Below are 18,780 nucleotides of genomic sequence, written 5' to 3'. Positions count from 1 at the left end.
TGTCCTCACTAGGAAATCAGTTTTTCAAGATCATCGGCAGTTAGACGATTGAGGTCCTCCAAGGATTTAGCCAAAACATCGTGCAGTGGATCGAGCGCGGGCTGCAGGGCCTGCAAGGCCTCGCAGAAGTCCGCCAGGTCGCGGGCCAGGAACAGCGTCTTGACCGGCACTTCATGGCCCAGCGCTTCGCGCAGGCGCAGCACTACCTGGGTGGCCAGCAACGAATGGCCGCCAAGCTCGAAGAAGTTGTCGCTCAAGCCTACTTGCTCCAGCTCCAGCACCTGAGCCCAGATGCCTGCCACCTGCTGTTCCAGTTCAGTGACTGGCGCCACATAAGCCTGTTGCAGCAGGCTGGCATCCGCCGCCGGCAAGGCACGGCGATCGAGCTTGCCGTTGGCGGTCAGCGGCATGCGCTCGAGCAGCAGCAGGTGCGCCGGCACCATGTACTCCGGCAGGTCTTCGCGCAGTGCGGCCTTGACCGCCTCACGCCAGATCGCCTGGTCCGCCACCGCTTGCTCGGCCACCAGGTAACCGACCAGCTGGGTGCCGCTCGCCCCCTCCTGGGCCAGCACCACGGCCTCGCGCACCTGGGGCAGCGCCTGCAGCCGCGCCTGGATCTCGCCCAGCTCGATGCGGAAGCCACGGATCTTCACCTGATGGTCCATCCGCCCGACGTACTCGATCACCCCATCGGCGCGCCAGCGTGCCAGGTCGCCGCTGCGGTACAGCCGCGCCCCGCTCTCGCCGAACGGGTCGGGAATGAAGCGCGTGGCGCTGAGGTCGGCGCGCTTGAGGTAGCCACGGGCCAGGCCCTGGCGACCGACGTACAGCTCGCCGACACAGCCGGCGGCCACCGGGTTGAGGTCGCTGTCGAGCACGTACAGGCTCTGGTCCGGGATCGGCACACCAATCGGGCTCGACGCGCTCTGCGCCAGGTCAGCCCGCGACAATGGACGGTAGGTCACGTGCACCGTGGTTTCGGTGATGCCGTACATGTTGACCAGTTGCGGGGCACGATCGCCGAAGCGCTCGAACCACGGACGCAGGCTGCCGACCTCCAGCGCCTCGCCGCCGAACACCACGTAGCGCAGCTGCTGGTCGCTGCGCTGGCCTTCAGCGCAGGCCACCTGCATCAGCTGGCGGAACGCCGACGGCGTCTGGTTGAGCACGGTCACCCGCTGCTCGCACAGCAGTTGGTAGAAGGCCTCCGGCGAACGGCTGACATCCTGCGGCACGATCACCAGGCGGCCACCATGCAGCAAGGCGCCGAACAGCTCCCATACCGAGAAGTCGAAGGCATAGGAGTGGAACAGCGTCCAACAGTCCTGCGGGCCGAAGCCGAACCAGCCGTCCGTGGCCTCGAACAGGCGCAGCACGTTGCGGTGCGGCAGCAAGGTGCCCTTCGGCTTGCCGGTGGAGCCGGAGGTGTAGATGACATAGGCCAGGTTATCCAGGTCCACCGCAACGTTCGGGTTGACCTCGGCGAAGTCAGCGTAGTCGGCGGCCAGGTCCAGCACCTGCACGTTCGCCGCCAGGCTCAGCCCGAGGTCGCCCTGGCCGAGCAGCAACTGCAGGCCGCTGTCCTCGATCATGTAGTGCAGGCGATCCAGCGGATAGGCCGGGTCCAGCGGCACGTAGGCACCACCGGCCTTGAGGATGGCCAGCAGGCCGACCACCATCTCCAGCGAACGCGGCGCGGCCAGGCCCACCAGCACGTCCGGGCCGACGCCTCGGGCGATCAGCGCGTGGGCGATCCGGTTGGCCCGGCGGTTCAGCTCGGCGTAGCTCAACTGTTCGCCTTCGCAGACCAGCGCCGGCGCCTGCGGCGCGCGGGCCGCCTGGGCTTCGATCAGGCGATGCAGCGGCTGGCTCGGCGCGAACGTGGCCGGGGCGGTATTCCAGGCCTGTACCGCAGCCTGGCGTTGCTCATCATCGAGCAATTGCAAGGTTTCGACAGGCGCCTCAGCGCCCTGTTCGAGCATCTGCAGCAGCAAGTGACGCAGTTGCTGGCCGATCTGCTCGATGATCGCCGCGCTGAACGCCTGCCGGTCATAGCTGCAGCGCAGTGACAGGCTGTCCTCCAGGCCGACCGCCAGGGTCAGCGGATAGTTGCTCTGCTCCTGTGTGCGCACCGGGCCAAAGTGCAGCCCCGAGGGCGAACCACGCTCCAGGGCCTCGGCCACCGGGTAGTTTTCGAACACCAGCAGACTGTCGAACAGCGCGTCACCGCCCTGCCCGGCCCAGCGTTGGATGTCGAACAGTGGCGTGTGCTCCTGTTCGCGGATGCGCAGGTTGAGCGCCTGCAGATCGTCCAGCCAGTCGCCAAGCGCCTGCCCGGCGGTGCACGGCACGATCACCGGCAAGGTGTTGATGAACAGGCCGATCTGCTGCTCGATACCGGCCAGCTCGGCCGGTCGCCCGGCCACGGTGGCGCCGAACGACACGCAGTCCTGGCCGAAACGACGCTGCAGCAACAAGGCCCAGGCACCCTGCACCAAGGTGTTGACGGTGACCTTGCGCTCACGGGCGAAGCGGCCCAGGCGCGCGGTGGTCTGCGCATCGATCGACAGGCTGTGCTCGTCGTAGCCATCGACACCGACATGTTGACAGGTGCTGGCCAGGCGAGTGGGCTCTTCCAGTGCGGCCAGTTGCTCGCGCCAGAAAGCTTCGCTCTGCGCTCGGTCCTGACGCTGCAGCCAGCCAATGTAGTCGCCGAAGCGGCCCGCCGCCTGCGTGGGCCGCTCGCCACAGTAGCGTTGCAGCACTTCACCCAGCAGTTGCGCATTGCTCCAGCCGTCCATGAGGATGTGATGGCTGGTGTAGATCAGTGCATGGCGGTCATCTTCCAGGCGTACCAGCACCAGGCGCAGCAATGGCGCCTGCAGCACATCGAAGCCGCGCCCACGTTCTTCGGCGGCCAGTGTCGGGAGCGCCAGCGCAAGGTCATCACGACCGCGCCAGTCCAGCTCGCTGAACGGCACACGGGCCTCGCGCAGCACTACCTGCACCGGTTGGGCCTGGTCGGCGGACCAGACGAAGGCACAACGCAGACTGTCATGGGCCTGGAGCACAGCGTTCCAAGCCGCCTCGAAGCGTGCCACATCCAGACCTGCGACCTCGACCTGCATCTGGTTGATGTAGTCGCCGTCGCTCTCGCCGAACGTGGAATGGAACAGCATGCCCTGCTGCATCGGCGACAGTGGGTAGATGTCTTCGACCTCGGCCACCGCCACCGGCAGTGCGTCGAGTTGCGCCTGGCTCAGGCCCGCCAGCGGGAAGTCCGACGGCGTCAACCCTTGCGGCGCCTGGCAGTGCTCGACCAGCGCCGCCAGCTCCGCCTCGTAGGCCCGCGCCAGCCGCTCGATGGTCGCGCGGGCGAACATCTGCCCGCTGAAGCTGAACGCCAGGCTCAGCTCACCGCCATACACCTGGCCATTGAGCACCAGCCAGTTGCCCAGCGGCGCCAGCGGGCTCTGCTCCTCACCTGCGCTTTCGGCGGCGGGCACGAACAGCGCCCGCTCATCGAACTGGCCATCCAGCTGGCCCAGGTAGTTGAAGGTGATGCGCGGCACCGGCAGCCCGGCCAGGCTCGCGCGCGCAGCCTCGTCGCCCAGGTAGCGCAAAGCGCCGAAACCGATGCCCTTGTGCGGCACGCCGCGCAGCTGTTCCTTGACCTGCTTGATCGAGGCGCCCAGCTCGGCGGCCGGGGTCAGGCGCACCGGGTAGGCGCTGGTGAACCAGCCCACCGTACGGCTCAGGTCGATGTCGTCGAACAGGTCTTCGCGGCCATGGCCTTCCAGCTCCACCAGCGCCGAATCGGCGCCGCTCCAGCGGCACACCACCCGGGCCAAGGCGGTCAGCAGCAGGTCGTTGACCTGGGTGCGGTAGGCCGCCGGGGCCTGTTGCAGCAAGCGTCGGGTCAGCTCGGCATCCAGGCGTGCCTGCACGCTCTGGCGGTGACGGTTCTGCAGGCTGGCGCCCAGCTCGGCCTCGGGCAGGTCCAGCGGCGCACCGGCCAGTTGCCCTTGCCAGTAGGCCAGCTCGCTGTCCAGGCTTGCGGCATGCTGCTGCAGGCGTTCGCCCCAGGTCTTGAAGGCGCTGGTCTTGGTCGGCAGTTTCGGCGTGCTGCCCGCCAGGGCCTGGCGGTAGGCATCGTGCAGGTCTTCCAGCAGCACGCGCCAGGACACGCCATCGACCACCAGGTGGTGGATCACCAGCAGCAGGCGCTGGCCACCGTCGGCCAGGTCGATCAGCACCGCACGCAGCAGCGGGCCCTGGGCCAGGTCCAGGCTACGCTGGGCCTCTTCGCAGGTCGCCTCGATTTCCTCGGCGCTGCGCAGCGCGGCACGCCATAGCAACGGCTGGGCCGGTTGCAGCGGACCGTGTTCGGCGCTGCCGTCGGCAAAGCGCAGGCGCAGGGCGTCGTGCTGGGCGTACAGTGCCAGCAGCGCCTGCTCCAATGCGCTGGCATCCACCGTTTCGGTGCCGCGCAGCAACAGCGACTGGTTCCAGTGCTGCGGCTCGCTCATGCGCTGGTCGAAGAACCACTGCTGGAACGGCAGCAATGGCATGCCCCCGAGCAGCGGACCTTGCTCGGCCTTCACCGCTCCCTCGCCTTCGCGCAGCACCGCTGCCAGGCCGCGCACGGTCTGGTGCTGGAACAGCTCCTTGGGCGTGAAGTGCAGGCCCTGCTGGCGCGCACGTCCGACGACCTGAATCGAGACGATGGAATCGCCCCCAAGCTCGAAGAAGTTGTCGTTCACCCCGACCCGCTCAAGGCGCAACACATCGGCCCAGACTGCGGCCAGACGGCGCTCCCGCGCATTGGCCGGTGCCTCATAGACCTTTTGCACAAGGGCAGCATCCACGGCAGGCAAGGCCTTGCGGTCGAGCTTGCCGTTGGGCGACAGCGGCAGGCTGTCCAGTGCCAGCCACTGGTTCGGCACCATGTAGTCCGGCAGGCCACGGCGTAGGTGCTCGGCCAGTTGCGCCTGCCAATCGGCGGCCTCGCCGGTCAGCACCACATAACCGACCAGTTGCTTGCCGTCCGGTACCGTCACCACGGCTTCACGCACCAGGTCGTGCTCCAGCAGGCGCGCCTCGATCTCACCCAGTTCGATGCGCAGGCCACGCAGCTTGACCTGGTGGTCGATACGCCCGGCATACTCGATCACCCCGTCCGCGCGGTAGCGCGCCAGGTCGCCGGTGCGGTAGATGCGCTCGCCATTGCCGTATGGGCTCACGGCGAAACGCTCGGCGGTCAGCCCCGGGCGGCGGTGGTAGCCGCGCGCCAGGCCTGCGCCGGCCAGGTACAGCTCGCCCAGCACGCCCACCGGCACCGGTTGCAGCTCGGCGTCGAGGATGTAGCAGGCCAGGTTGGCGATCGGCTCGCCGATCGGCACGCTGTCGCGCCCTTCCTCGCGGCAGGTCCAGTGGGTCACGTCGATGGCCGCCTCGGTCGGGCCGTACAGGTTGTACAGGCCGGCCTTCGGCAGCTTGGCGAACACCTGCTGCTGGGCATCGGCCGGCAGCGCTTCGCCACTGCAGACGATGCGCGCAAGGCTGGTGCAGCGCGGCACGCCGCTGTCTTGCAGGAACGCCTGGAGCATCGACGGTACGAAGTGCAGCGTGGTGATGTTTTCGCCGGTGATCAGCTCGACCAGACGGGCCGGGTCGCGATGATCACCCGGCGCGGCAACCACCAGTCGCGCACCGGTCATCAAGGGCCAGAAGAACTCCCACACCGACACGTCGAAGCTGAACGGCGTTTTCTGCAACACGCTGTCGCGAGCATCCAGTCGATAGGCCTGCTGCATCCAGCACAGTCGGTTGACCAGGGCCGAATGGCGGTTGCCCGCGCCTTTTGGCCGGCCTGTGGAGCCGGAGGTGTAGATCACATAGGCCAGGTTTTCAGGGGCCACCGCCACGTTCGGGTTGCGCGCGTCATCGGCGCCCGGTTCCAGGTCCAGCGCCAGGGTCTGCACGCCTTCGGCCAGCGGCAGTTGCAGGTGGCTCTGGGTCAGCAGCAGTTGCACGCCGCTGTCCTCGATCATGTAGCGCAGGCGCTCTTCGGGGTATTCCGGGTCCAGCGGCACGTAGGCACCACCGGCCTTGAGGATGGCCAGCAAACCGACCACCATCTCCACCGAACGCTCCACCGCGATGCCCACCAGCACATCCGCGCCGACACCCAGGGCGATCAGGCGATGGGCCAGGCGGTTGGCGCGGGCGTTGAGCTGGGCGTAGCTCAGGCGCGTCTCGCCGAAGGCCAGCGCCGGGGCATCCGGGGTGCGCTGCACCTGGGCCTCGATCAGTTGCTGGATGCTCTGCTCCAGCGGGTAGTTTTCAGCGGTGGCGTTCCACGTGACCAGGGTGCGCTCGCGCTCGGCGGCCGCCAGCAATGGCAGTTCGGCCACCGGTTGTTGCGGTTGCTCGACGATGCCTTGCAGCAGGTTCAGCCAATGCTCACCCAGGCGTACGATGGTGGCCTGGTCGAACAGGTCAGTGGCGTAGATCAGCGAAGCGCTCAGCCCTTCATCGGTCTCGCAGGTGTCCAGGCTCAGGTCGAACTGCGTGGTGTCGTTGTCCCAGGCCATGGCCTGGACCGCCAAGCCTGGCACGGCGCGTACCGGCCCGAGCGCGGCGGCCTGGTGGTTGAACATCACCTGGAACAACGGGCTGTGGCTGAGGCTGCGGGTCGGCGCCAGCGCATCCACCAGTTGCTCGAACGGCAGGTCCTGGTGCGCCTGGGCGCCCAGCGCAGCCTGACGCACCTGTTGCAGCAGCACGCCGAACGGCTGGCGTGGATCGATATCGGCACGCAGTACCTGGGTGTTGACGAAGAAGCCGATCAGCCCTTCGGTCTCGACCCGGTTGCGGTTGGCCACCGGCACGCCGACGCGGATGTCGCGCTGGCCACTGTAGCGATGCAGCAAGGCCTGGAACGACGCCAGCAGCACCATGAACAGGGTCGCGCCCTGGCGGCGGGCCAACGCCTCGAGGCCGTCCTTCAACGCCGACGGCACGGCCAGGTCGAGCTGGGCGCCGCGATAGCTCTGCTCGGCAGGACGCGGGCGGTCCAGCGGCAAGGCCAGCACATCCTGCTCGCTGCCCAGTTGCCCGACCCAGTAGGCCAATTGCCGCTCACGCTCGCCAGCCTCCATCCATTCACGCTGCCAACGGGCGTAGTCGGCATATTGCAGCGCCAGGGCAGGCAGTGGGGCGGCATCGCCCTCGCGGTGGCGGGCATAGCCATCGATCAGTTCGCCGACCATCAGCTGCATGGACGCCGCATCCGAGACGATATGGTGCTGAGTCAGCACCAGCACCTGGTCGTCGGCCGCCAGCTCCAGCAGACGGACCCGCAGCAGCGGGCCGCGGGCCAGGTCGAACGGCTGGCGGATCTCCTCAGCGACACGCGCCTGAAGGGTCGCCTCGTCCGCCAGTCGTTCATGGGCGATGACCAGCGCAGCCGAGCGCTCGATCACCTGGACGATGCCCTCGTCGCTTTCGACGAAGCGAGTACGCAGGGCCTCATGACGCTCGACCAGCGCATCGAAGCTGTGTTGCAGCGCCGCACGATCGAGGCTGCCTTTCAAGCGCAGGACCATGGGGATGTGGTAGGCGCTGCTGTGTGGCTCCAGCTGCCAGAGGAACCACTGGCGTTGCTGGGCATAGGACACCGGCAGCGCCGCATCGCGCGGCGTCGGCCGGATGGCCGGAGCCCGCGCCGCCAACGACGGTGCTGGCAGGCTGGCGACGAAGCCCTGCAGGCTGGCCTGCTCGAACAGCGTCTTGAGCGGTGCGTCGATGCCTAGCTCGCGCAGACGCGAGAACACCTGGGTAGCCAACAGCGAATGCCCTCCCAGTTCGAAGAAGTTGTCGCCCAGGCCAACCTGCTCCAAGTGCAGCACCTGCGCCCAGATCGCCGCGACCTGTTGTTCCAGTTCACTCTGCGGCGCCACATAGGCACGCTGCGATTGCGCGGCATCCACGGCAGGCAAGGCCTTGCGGTCGAGCTTGCCATTGGGCGACAGCGGCAGGCTGTCCAGTGCCAGCCACTGGTTCGGCACCATGTAGTCCGGCAGGCCACGGCGCAGATGCTCGGCCAGTTGTGCCTGCCAATCGGCGGCCTCGCCGGTCAGCACCACATAACCGACCAGCTGCTTGCCGTCCGGCACCGTCACCACGGCTTCACGTACCAGGTCGTGCTCCAGCAGGCGCGCCTCGATCTCACCCAGTTCGATGCGCAGGCCACGCAGCTTGACCTGGTGGTCGATACGCCCGGCGTACTCGATCACCCCATCCGCGCGGTAGCGCGCCAGGTCGCCGGTGCGGTAGATGCGCTCGCCATTGCCGTATGGGCTCACGGCGAAACGCTCGGCGGTCAGCCCCGGGCGGCGGTGGTAGCCGCGCGCCAGGCCTGCGCCGGCCAGGCACAGCTCGCCCAGCACGCCCACCGGCACCGGTTGCAGCTCGGCGTCGAGGATGTAGCAGGCCAGGTTGGCAATCGGCTCGCCGATCGGCACGCTGTCGCGCCCTTCCTCGCGGCAGGTCCAGTGGGTCACGTCGATGGCCGCCTCGGTCGGGCCGTACAGGTTGTACAGGCCGGCCTTCGGCAGCTTGGCGAACACCTGCTGCTGGGCATCGGCCGGCAGCGCTTCGCCACTGCAGACGATGCGCGCAAGGCTGGTGCAGCGCGGCACGCCGCTGTCTTGCAGGAACGCCTGGAGCATCGACGGTACGAAGTGCAGCGTGGTGATGTTTTCGCCGGTGATCAGCTCGACCAGACGGGCCGGGTCGCGATGATCACCCGGCGCGGCAACCACCAGTCGCGCACCGGTCATCAAGGGCCAGAAGAACTCCCACACCGACACGTCGAAGCTGAACGGCGTTTTCTGCAACACGCTGTCGCGAGCATCCAGTCGATAGGCCTGCTGCATCCAGCACAGTCGGTTGACCAAGGCCGAATGGCGGTTGCCCGCGCCTTTCGGCCGGCCTGTGGAGCCGGAGGTGTAGATCACATAGGCCAGGTTTTCAGGGGCCACCGCCACGTTCGGGTTGCGCGCGTCTTCGGCGCCCGGTTCCAGGTCCAGCGCCAGGGTCTGCACGCCTTCGGCCAGCGGCAGTTGCAGGTGGCTCTGGGTCAGCAGCAGTTGCACGCCGCTGTCCTCGATCATGTAGCGCAGGCGCTCTTCGGGGTATTCCGGGTCCAGCGGCACGTAGGCACCACCGGCCTTGAGGATGGCCAGCAAACCGACCACCATCTCCACCGAACGCTCCACCGCGATGCCCACCAGCACATCCGCGCCGACACCCAGGGCGATCAGGCGATGGGCCAGGCGGTTGGCGCGGGCGTTGAGCTGGGCGTAGCTCAGGCGCGTCTCGCCGAAGGCCAGCGCCGGGGCATCCGGGGTGCGCTGCACCTGGGCCTCGATCAGTTGCTGGATGCTCTGCTCCAGCGGGTAGTTTTCAGCGGTGGCGTTCCACGTGACCAGGGTGCGCTCGCGCTCGGCGGCCGCCAGCAATGGCAGTTCGGCCACCGGTTGTTGCGGTTGCTCGACGATGCCTTGCAGCAGATTGATGAAGTGGGTCGACAGCCGCTCGATGGTCGAGCGCTCGAACAGGTCGGTGTCGTACGCCAGGGAAACCATCAGCCCCTGCGCTGTCTCGCTGGTATCCAGCACCAGGTCGAACTGCGCCGTGGCACTGTCCCAATGCAGCGGCTCGACACGCAGGTCACCCCAGTTCCGCTCGGCGCGCGCAGCGTACTGGTGGTTGAACAGCACCTGGAACACGGGGCTGTGGCTAAGATTGCGTTCCGGTGCCAGGGCCTCGACCAGTTGCTCGAACGGCAGGTCCTGGTGGGCCTGGGCCTGCAGCGCCGCCTGCCGGGTCTGGCGCAACAGGACGTCAAAGCCCTGCCCGCCATCGACCTGGGCACGCATCACCTGGGTATTGACGAAGAAACCGATCAGCCGCTCGGTTTCAGCCCGAGTGCGGTTGGCCACCGGTATGCCGACGCGGATGTCGGCCTGGCCGCTGTAGCGGTGCAGCAAGGCCTGGAACGCTGCCAGCAGCAACATGAACAAGGAAGCATCCTGAGTCTTGGCCAGCTGTTGCAGGCCATGGCTCAGTTCAGCCTCGAGCGGGAAGTCCAGGCGGGCACCACGCAGGCGCCGTTGAGCCGGGCGTGGCCGGTCGAACGGCAGCTCGAGCACGACCTGCTCACCGCCCAGCTGCGCCATCCAGTAATCGAGCTGGCGCGCACGCTCGCCACCGTCTAACCACTGGCGCTGCCAGGCCGCGTAGTCGGCGTACTGCACAGGCAACGGCGCACTGTGTTCGCCGTGGTAGCCCTGCAGCAGCTCTTCGACCAACACCTCCAGGGAGGCGCCGTCGGAAACGATATGATGCTGGACGATAACCAGCACATGATCCTGCTCGCCCATGGCCAGCAACTTGACCCGCAGCAACGGCCCTCGCACCAGGTCGAATGGCGCCCGCACCTGGGCATCGACCCAAGCCGCCAGCGCCGCATCGTCCAGCTCGCCTGGGTGCTCGATCACGATTGGCAGCGCCAGGTGCGGATGAATATGCTGTCGCAGTATCCCCGTGGTGTCATCGAAGGTGGTGCGCAATGGTTCGTGACGGGCGATGACCCGGTCGAATGCCGACTGCAACGCCGACAACTCGAGCGGCCCCCGCACACGCAACGCCGCCGGAACGTTGTAGGCGGCGCTCTGTGGGTCCAGCCGCCAGAGGAACCACTGGCGCTCCTGGGCATAGGACACGGCCATCGCAGGCGTGCGCGGCAATACCGCAATCGCCGCTGCCGCCCCCTGGCCCAGCTCGGCGCAACGGTCGGCGAAGGCCCCCAGGGTCGGCTGCTCGAACAACTGCCGCAGGGGCACTTCGAGCCCGAGCCCTTGGCGAATGCGCGCGATGACCTCGGTCGCCAGCAACGAGTGGCCACCAAGGCTGAAGAAACTGTCGGCAAGGCCGACGCGCTCGACCTGCAAGGCCTGCGCCCAGATCGTCGCCAGTTGTGCTTGCAACGGCGTGCGCGGCGCTTCGTAGACCTGCTGGGCGGCACTGAAGTCCGGCGCCGGCAAGGCCGCGCGGTCGAGCTTGCCGTTGTTGTTCAACGGCAGCCGTTCCAGCACCAGCAGGTGGGCGGGGATCATGTAGTCAGGCAGCGCCTGGCCCAAGGCAGCCCGTACGCCCTGTAGCCAGTCAACGGACGGCGTGGCCTGAGCAGCGACCAGGTAGGCCACCAGTTGGGGCCCGGTCGGCCCGGCGAGGGCCAGCACCGCCGCCTCGCGCACCGACGCCAGCCCTTGCAGGCAGGCCTCGATCTCGCCCATCTCGATACGCATGCCGCGAATCTTCACCTGATGATCGATACGCCCTACGTACTCCAGTACCCCGGCCTGGGTATAACGCGCCAGGTCGCCGCTACGGTACAGGCGTGCGCCACGCTGTTCGGCGAAGGGATCCGGCAGGAAACGCTCGGCGGTCAACCCCGGGCGGTCGAAGTATTGCTGCGCCAGGCAGTTCGGCGCACCGATGCACAGCTCGCCGACGCCATCGCTGGGCAACAGTTGGCCGGCACTGTCCAGCACATACAGCGAGCGGCCGGCGATGGCTTGGCCGATCGGCACGCCATACGCGTCCTGCGCATCTTCGAGGCGGCAGTCATGCACGCTGGAGACCACCGTCGCCTCGGTCGGGCCATAGGTGTTGACCAGGCTGATCCCGCCCAGCCCCGCCGCATGCCACAGGCGCAACCCTTCCACCGACATGGCCTCGCCGCCCACGTGCACCTGACGCAGCTTGCCCAGGCCGTGGCCTGGCCGCGCCGCGCAAGTCTTGGCCAGCATGTGCCAGTAGGCGGCCGGCAGGTCGGCCAGGGTCACGCCCTGCTCGACAATCAACCGCGCCAGCTGATCGGCGTCCCACAGTTCCTCGCCACGCATGATCAGCGCGGCGCCGACGCACAGTGGCGGATAGCACTGCTCGACGAAGCCGTCGAAACTGAAAGTGGCGAACTGCAGCACCCGGTCGTCGCGCTCAAGGCGGGAGTAGCCGGTGGCGCTGTAGCTGAACTCGCGCAGTGCCGCATGACTGATCGCCACCCCCTTCGGGCGCCCGGTGGAACCGGAGGTGTAGATGACATAGGCGAGCTGCTCGGCGGCGACCTGCACATCCGGGTCGTGGTCGCCACACTGCGCGACCTGCTCGCCCAACATCCCCAGCTCCAGGCGGCGCAGCCCCGCCGGCAGCGCCAACTCGACCAGCAGGCCGTCGTCGCACAACAACAGGTCCAGACGGCTGTCCTCGATCATGTAGGCCAGCCGCTCATGCGGATACTGCGGATCCAGCGGCACATAGGTCGCGCCGCTCTTGAGCACGGCAAGCAGGCTGACGATCAGCTGCGGGCCACGGCGCAGGGCCAGGCCGACACGCTGGCCAGGGCGTACACCCTCAGCGATCAGTGCATGCGCCAGGCGATTGGCCTGGCCATCGAGCTGGCCATAGCTCAGGCGCAGCTCGCCACATTGCAAGGCCAAGGCCTGTGGCTGGCGCGCGGCCTGTGCCGCGATACGCTGGTGAACCAGTTCCTGGCTCGGCAACGCCAGTGCGCGGCCTTGGCTGAAGCCAAGCACCTCGGCCTGCCCCTGATCGTCGAGCAGGCCCAGCGCGCCTACCGGCGCCGCCGGCGTGGCGACCATCTGCGCCAGCACCTGACGTAGCCCGGCGCACAGCTGACCCACCTGCTCTGCCGCGAACAGCGCAGGGTCGTAGCCGAACGCCAGGCTCACCCCATCACCGAGCTCGATGCCGATGGTCAGCGGGTAGTGGGTGCGCTCGTGATTGCTCACCGCGCCGAAACGCAGGCCGGCAGGCGCGCCCTGGCGCAGCGCCTCGGCCACCGGGAAGTTCTCGAACACCAGCAGGCTGTCGAACAGCGCCGCGCCCTGCTGGCCAGCCCACCCCTGGATGGCATACAGCGGCACATGCTCGAATTCACGCAGGCCCAGATTGAAGTCCTGCACGTCGGCCAGGTAACCGGCCACCTGGCGATCAGGCGCGGCATCGATCAGCACCGGCAAGGTATTGATGAACAACCCGAGCTGGTCGTCGATGCCCGGCAATGGCGCCGAGCGTCCGGACACCGTGGCGCCGAAGGCCACGCAGGCTTGCCCGGTCAGGCGCTGTAGCAACAGGCCCCAGGCCGCCTGGAACAGCGTGTTCAAGGTCACCTTGTGCTGACGGGCAAAGCGCTCCAGTTCGGCGGTCTGCGCGGCGTCGAGGCGGGCGAGGTACTCACCCTCGCCTTGCGCGTCGGCGGGGCGACGCAGGGCCTGGGCGAGCAGCGTCGGCGCCTGCAAGGCGCCGAGACGGGCTTTCCAGAAACGCTCGCCGGCACTGGCGTCCTGGCGTTGCAGCCACGCCAGGTAATCATGGAAACGGCCGGCCGGCGCTGACGTGCGCTCGCCGACGTAGTGCTGGATCACCTGGGCCAGTAGCTGGGCATTGCTCCAGCCATCCAGGAGGATGTGATGGCAGGTGTAGACCAGGTGCCAGTCGTCGGCCCCGGTACGCACCAGCAGCAGCCTGAACAAGGGTGCGCGGGACAGGTCGAAACCCGCCTCGTGCTCGGCCCGAGCCAGTGCATCGAGGTCTGCCGCAGGTTCGTCGACGATGCGCAGCGGCAGTGGCAACTGACGCTGGACGATCTGGTGGGCACTGTCCAGGCCCTGCCAGTGAATGCTGCTGCGCAGGATCTCGTGGCGCGCCAGGGCCGCCTGCCAGGCCTCGCCGAAGCGTTCCAGGTCCAGGCCGCCGATATCCAGGCGCAACTGGTTGATGTAGGCGCCGCCCTGGGTTTCATACAGCGAGTGGAAGAACATGCCCTGCTGCATGGGCGACAACGGGTAGAGGTCTTCGATCTCGTGGCCGGGCACCGGCAACGCATCCAGTTGCGCCTGAGTAATGCGCGCCAACGGGAAGTCCGACGGCGACGGTTGCCCGGCAGGCACGCCCAGGCAGTGCTCGATGAGCGCCTCCAGCTCCTGGTCATAGGCCGTGGCCAGCGCCTGGATCGTGTCGGTGTCGAACATCACCAGGCTGAAGCCCCATTGCAGCGACAGCTCGCCGTTGTAGACCTGTCCTTCCAGGGTCAGCCAGTTGGCCAGCGGCGCGTCCGGGTCCTGGCCGTCGCCACCGCGCTCGGTGGCCGGCGCCAGCAAGGCCTGGGCATCGAACTGGCTGTCGAACTGGCCCAGATAGTTGAAGGTGATGCGCGGCGCGTCGAGCGTCGCCAGGGCCTCGCGCACCGAGGCGTCACCCAGGTAACGCAGTACGCCGTAGCCCATGCCTTTGTCCGGCACCGCGCGCAGCTGTTCCTTGATGGCCTTGATCGACTCGCCATGATCGGCGCGTGGGGCCAGGCGCAGTGGATAGAGGCTGGTGAACCAGCCGACGCTGCGGGTCAGGTCGATGCCGTCGAACAGCTCTTCGCGGCCATGCCCCTCCAGCTGCACCAGCGCCGCCTGGCTGCCGCTCCATTGGCAGATGACACGTGCCAGGGCGGTCAGCAGCAGGTCGTTGACCTGGGTGCGATAGGCTGCGGGCGCGACCTGCAGCAACTGACGGGTGCGCTCGCGGGACAGACGCGACGCCAGTTTGGCCCCATGGCGGTTGCTCACCGGCGCGTCCGGCCTGTCGCACGGCAGTGCGCCATCGCCGCGCTGCGCTTGCCAGTAGGGCAATTGTCCGAGGAACGCCGGCACCTGCTCGTGCAGTTGCGCAGACCAGGCCTGGTAGCTGCTGGTGCGCGGCGCCAGCGACAGCGGCTGCCCGGCCAGGCGCTGGGCATAAGCCTGCTCCAGGTCCTCCAGGAGAATACGCCAGGACACGCCGTCGACCACCAGGTGGTGGATGACCAGCAACAGGCGCTGCTCGCCTTGCGGCAAGTCGACCAGCATGGCGCGCAACAGCGGTCCACTACCCAGGTCGAGGCTGCGCTGGGCATCGTCGCAGAGCGTCGTCAGCGCCTGGGCATCCGCAGCCTGGCGCTGCCACAGCTCGACCTGCGGGACCGGCGCGCCATAGTGCTGCCGCCAGCCTTCGGCGGCGGGCTCGAAGCGCAGCCGCAGGGCGTCATGGTGGTTGACCACATCGCCCAAGGCATCGACCAGCGCCTGGGCCTGCAACGGTTGCCGGGCGCCGAGCAGCAATGATTGATTCCAGTGCTGGCGGACCGCAATGGCCTGTTCGAAGAAATGTCGCTGCACAGGGCTAAGCGCCACCTCGCCGATGGCCGGCGCCTGCTCAACCGTCAACGATGGCTGGCGTCCGACCGCGCCGGCCAGGCCGCGCACGGTCTGGAACTGGAACAGGTCGCGCGGGCTGAACTGCAGGCCCTGGCGTCGAGCGCGGCCAACCACCTGGATGGCGATGATCGAATCGCCGCCCAGCTCGAAGAAGTTGTCGTCCAGACCGACCTCGGCCACGCCCAGCACCTCGCTCCAGACCTGCGCCAGGGTACGCTGCACATCGGTTTGCGGCGCCACGTAGGCGCCGCGCGGAGCGGCATCCGGTTGCGGCAGGGCCTTGCGGTCAAGCTTGCCGTTGGGGGTCAGCGGGAAGTGCTCCAGCGGCATCAGGTGGCTGGGCACCATGAATTCCGGTAGTGCCTGCAGCAGCCAGTCCTTGAGCCCTTGCTGCCAGCCGTCTGGCGTTTCGTCGAGCACCAGGTAGGCCACCAGTTGCTTGCCGTCCAGCGCCAACACCACGGCCTCGCGCACCCAGGCATGCTGGGCCAGGCACGCCTCGATCTCGCCCAGTTCGATGCGCAGGCCACGGATTTTCACTTGATGATCGAAACGCCCCAAGTACTCGATCACGCCATCCACACGCTGGCGAACCCGGTCGCCGGTACGGTACAGACGCTGTCCGGCAACGAAGGGGTCGGCAACGAAGCGCTCGGCGGTCAACCCCGGACGCCGGTGGTAACCACGGGCCAGGCCAATGCCACCCAGATAGAGTTCGCCGGCAACGCCCGGCGCCACCGGCTCGAGGCCAGCATCGAGCACATAGGTGCGGATGTTGGCGATGGGCTGGCCGATGGGCACGCTGTCGCGGCCTTCGTCGATGCAGGTCCAGTGCGTGACGTCGATAGCCGCCTCGGTGGGGCCGTAGAGGTTGTACAGCGCCGCCGCCGGCAGCTTGCCGAACACCTGCAGCTGCGCGTCCACCGGCAATGCCTCGCCGCTGCAGACGATGCGGCGCAGGCTGTCGCAGGTCTCGACACCGGGCTCGTGGATGAAGGCCTGGAGCATCGAGGGCACGAAATGCAGGGTGCTGACCTGATGGCGACGAATGGTCTCGATCAGGCGCGTCGGATCCCGGTGGTCACCGGGTGCGGCCACGGCCAGCCGAGCACCGGTCATCAGCGGCCAGAAGAACTCCCAGACCGAGACGTCGAAGCTGAACGGGGTCTTCTGCAGCACCGTGTCACCGGCGCCCAGGCCATAGGCTTCCTGCATCCAGTGCAGGCGGTTGGCCAGGGCTTCATGGCTGTTGCCGGCGCCTTTCGGCCGGCCGGTGGAGCCGGAGGTATAGATGACATAGGCCAGCTGCCGTGGGTCGTTCGCCACCTGGGGCGGGCTGTCTGGCTGGTCGTCCAGCGTCAGTTGGTCCAGGGCGATGCACTGCACGTCACCGGGCACCGGCAGGCTGCCCTGCAGCGCCTGCTGGGTCAGCAGCAGGCGAATGCCGCTGTCCTCGATCATGTAGGCCAGGCGCTCCTCGGGGTATTCCGGATCCAGCGGCACGTATGCCGCACCGGCCTTGAGGATCGCCATCAGCCCGACGACCATTTCTACGCTGCGCAGCACGCTGATACCCACCAGGCTGTCGGCTCCGGCGCCTTGCACACGCAGGAAGTGAGCCAGGCGGTTGGCGCGGGCATCGAGCTGCGCATAGCTGAGCGCGGTATCACCGAACACCAGCGCCGGGGCGTCTGGCGCGTGGCGCACCTGATCCTCGAACAGCTGGTGCACGCCGCGCCCGAGCGGATAATCGCGGGCGGTGGCGTTCCAATCCTCCAGCACTGTGCGACGGCTGGCGTCATCGAGCATCGGCAGCTGCCACAGCGCGCTGTGCGGCTGGCTGACCAGGGCCTGCAGCAGGGCTTGCCAGTGTGTCGCCATGCGTTCGATGGTGGCGGCCTGGAACAGGTCGCTGGCGTAGGTGAAGGCGGCGTGCAGGGTGCCACCCTGCTCGTAGGTGTCCAGGCTCAGGTCGAACTGGGTGGTGCGGCTGCGCCATGCCAGGGGCGACAGTTGCAGCCCCGAGGCCAGGGTCACGGTGGCCAGGTCGGCGACTTGCGGCTGGTGGTTGTACATCACCTGGAACAGCGGCGCATGGCTCAGGCTGCGCTCGACCTTGAGCGCCTCGACCAGGCGTTCGAACGGCAGGTCCTGGTGCGCCTGGGCACCTAGTACGACCTGCTTGATGCCTTGCAGGTAGGCCAGCACATCGAGGTGCGCGTCCGGCCGCACACGCAACACCTGGGTGTTGACGAACAAACCGATCAGCCCTTCGACTTCGGCGCGGTTGCGGTTGGCCACCGGGCTGCCGATACGCAGGTCGGGCTGGCCGGTATAGCGTTGCAGGAGCAAGCCGAACGCGCCAAGCATGACCATGAACGGCGTGAGGTTATGCTGGCGGGCGAAGCCGCGCAGCCGCTCGGCCAAGGCCGCATCGACCGCGAACGAGCGGCGCTCGCCGCTGAAGCTCGGGGTCGCCGGACGGGCATTATCCAAGGGCAGCTCGAGCACGGGCTGCTCATCGCCCAACTGCGCCTGCCAGTACGCCAGCTGCCGTGCCAGTTCGCCGGCTTCCAGCCAGCGGCGCTGCCACAGGGCATAGTCGACGTACTGGATCGGCAGGTCCGGGAGTTGCGGCGCATGGCCAGCGGCGAAGGCGTCGTAGCAGCGGCTGAACTCGTCGATCAGCACGTTCATCGACCAACCGTCGGAAACAATGTGATGCAGGGTCAACAGCAGCACATGTTCCTGCTCGGCCAGGCGCAGCAGACGCACGCGCAGCAGCGGCCCTTGCGCCAGGTCGAATGGACGCAATGACTCGGCCTCGGCTTCTGCACGCACCTGCGCTTCGCACTCGGCCTCATCCCACTGACGCAGGTCGACACGCTCGATCAAGGCCTCGCCGACCGGGCGATTGACCTGGAGCAGACTGTCGTCAGGCTGGACCTCGAATACTGTGGTCAGGCTCTGGTGACGCGCCAGCAGGCTGGCGAACGCCTGCTCCAGCGCGGACTCGTCCAGTTGCCCGGTCAGACGCACCGCGCCTGGCAGGTTGTAGGCGCCGCCCTGGGGGTCCATCTGCCAAAGTACCCACATGCGCTGCTGGGCATAGGATAACCCTTGGCGGTCCGGCGCCTGGACCCCGGCCGGAATGGGGAACTGGGAAAAGTCGATGCCCTCCCTGGCCAGGGTCTCGAGGAACACGCCGCGTTTCTCCTGCGGCAGTTCAATGAAACGGCGGGCCAGTAGCAGGGACTTTTCGGCATTCATCAGATTGCTTCCGTACGAGTGAGGTATCGGGCGGGGCCCGGCTATCCCTACGAAACGGATACAACCTGAAAAAAATTAATGCCTCCGCGCCCCTGACGGCAGTTGCAGACACACCACATTCCACGGCCAGCCATTCGATTTATCTCACTCATCGTTGTCGGTGAATTTC

At 67.5% G+C, this 18,780-nt stretch carries 1 protein-coding gene; it reads right to left on the bottom strand.

From position 1 onward, the window contains the following. Nucleotides 1–8 precede the first annotated feature (8 nt). Nucleotides 9–18,611 carry a non-ribosomal peptide synthase/polyketide synthase gene (locus PRJ_RS08600; protein ID WP_104961105.1) on the bottom strand — a complete coding sequence of 6,201 codons (18,603 nt, stop codon included), beginning with the start codon at nt 18,609–18,611 and terminating at the stop codon, nt 9–11. Between the last annotated feature and the right edge of the window lie 169 nt (nt 18,612–18,780).

It is taken from the genome of Pseudomonas sp. XWY-1, assembly GCF_002953115.1.
In the GTDB taxonomy this organism is placed as follows: Bacteria; Pseudomonadota; Gammaproteobacteria; order Pseudomonadales; family Pseudomonadaceae; genus Aquipseudomonas; species Aquipseudomonas alloputida.
Note: the sequence above shows the minus strand (reverse complement) of the source record. Positions and strands in the feature narration are given on the sequence as shown.

Bases quoted from the DNA above. Each gene is read 5' to 3' on its own strand.
- PRJ_RS08600 (WP_104961105.1), bottom strand. From the start codon at position 18,611: ATGAATGCCGAAAAGTCCCTGCTACTGGCCCGCCGTTTCATTGAACTG.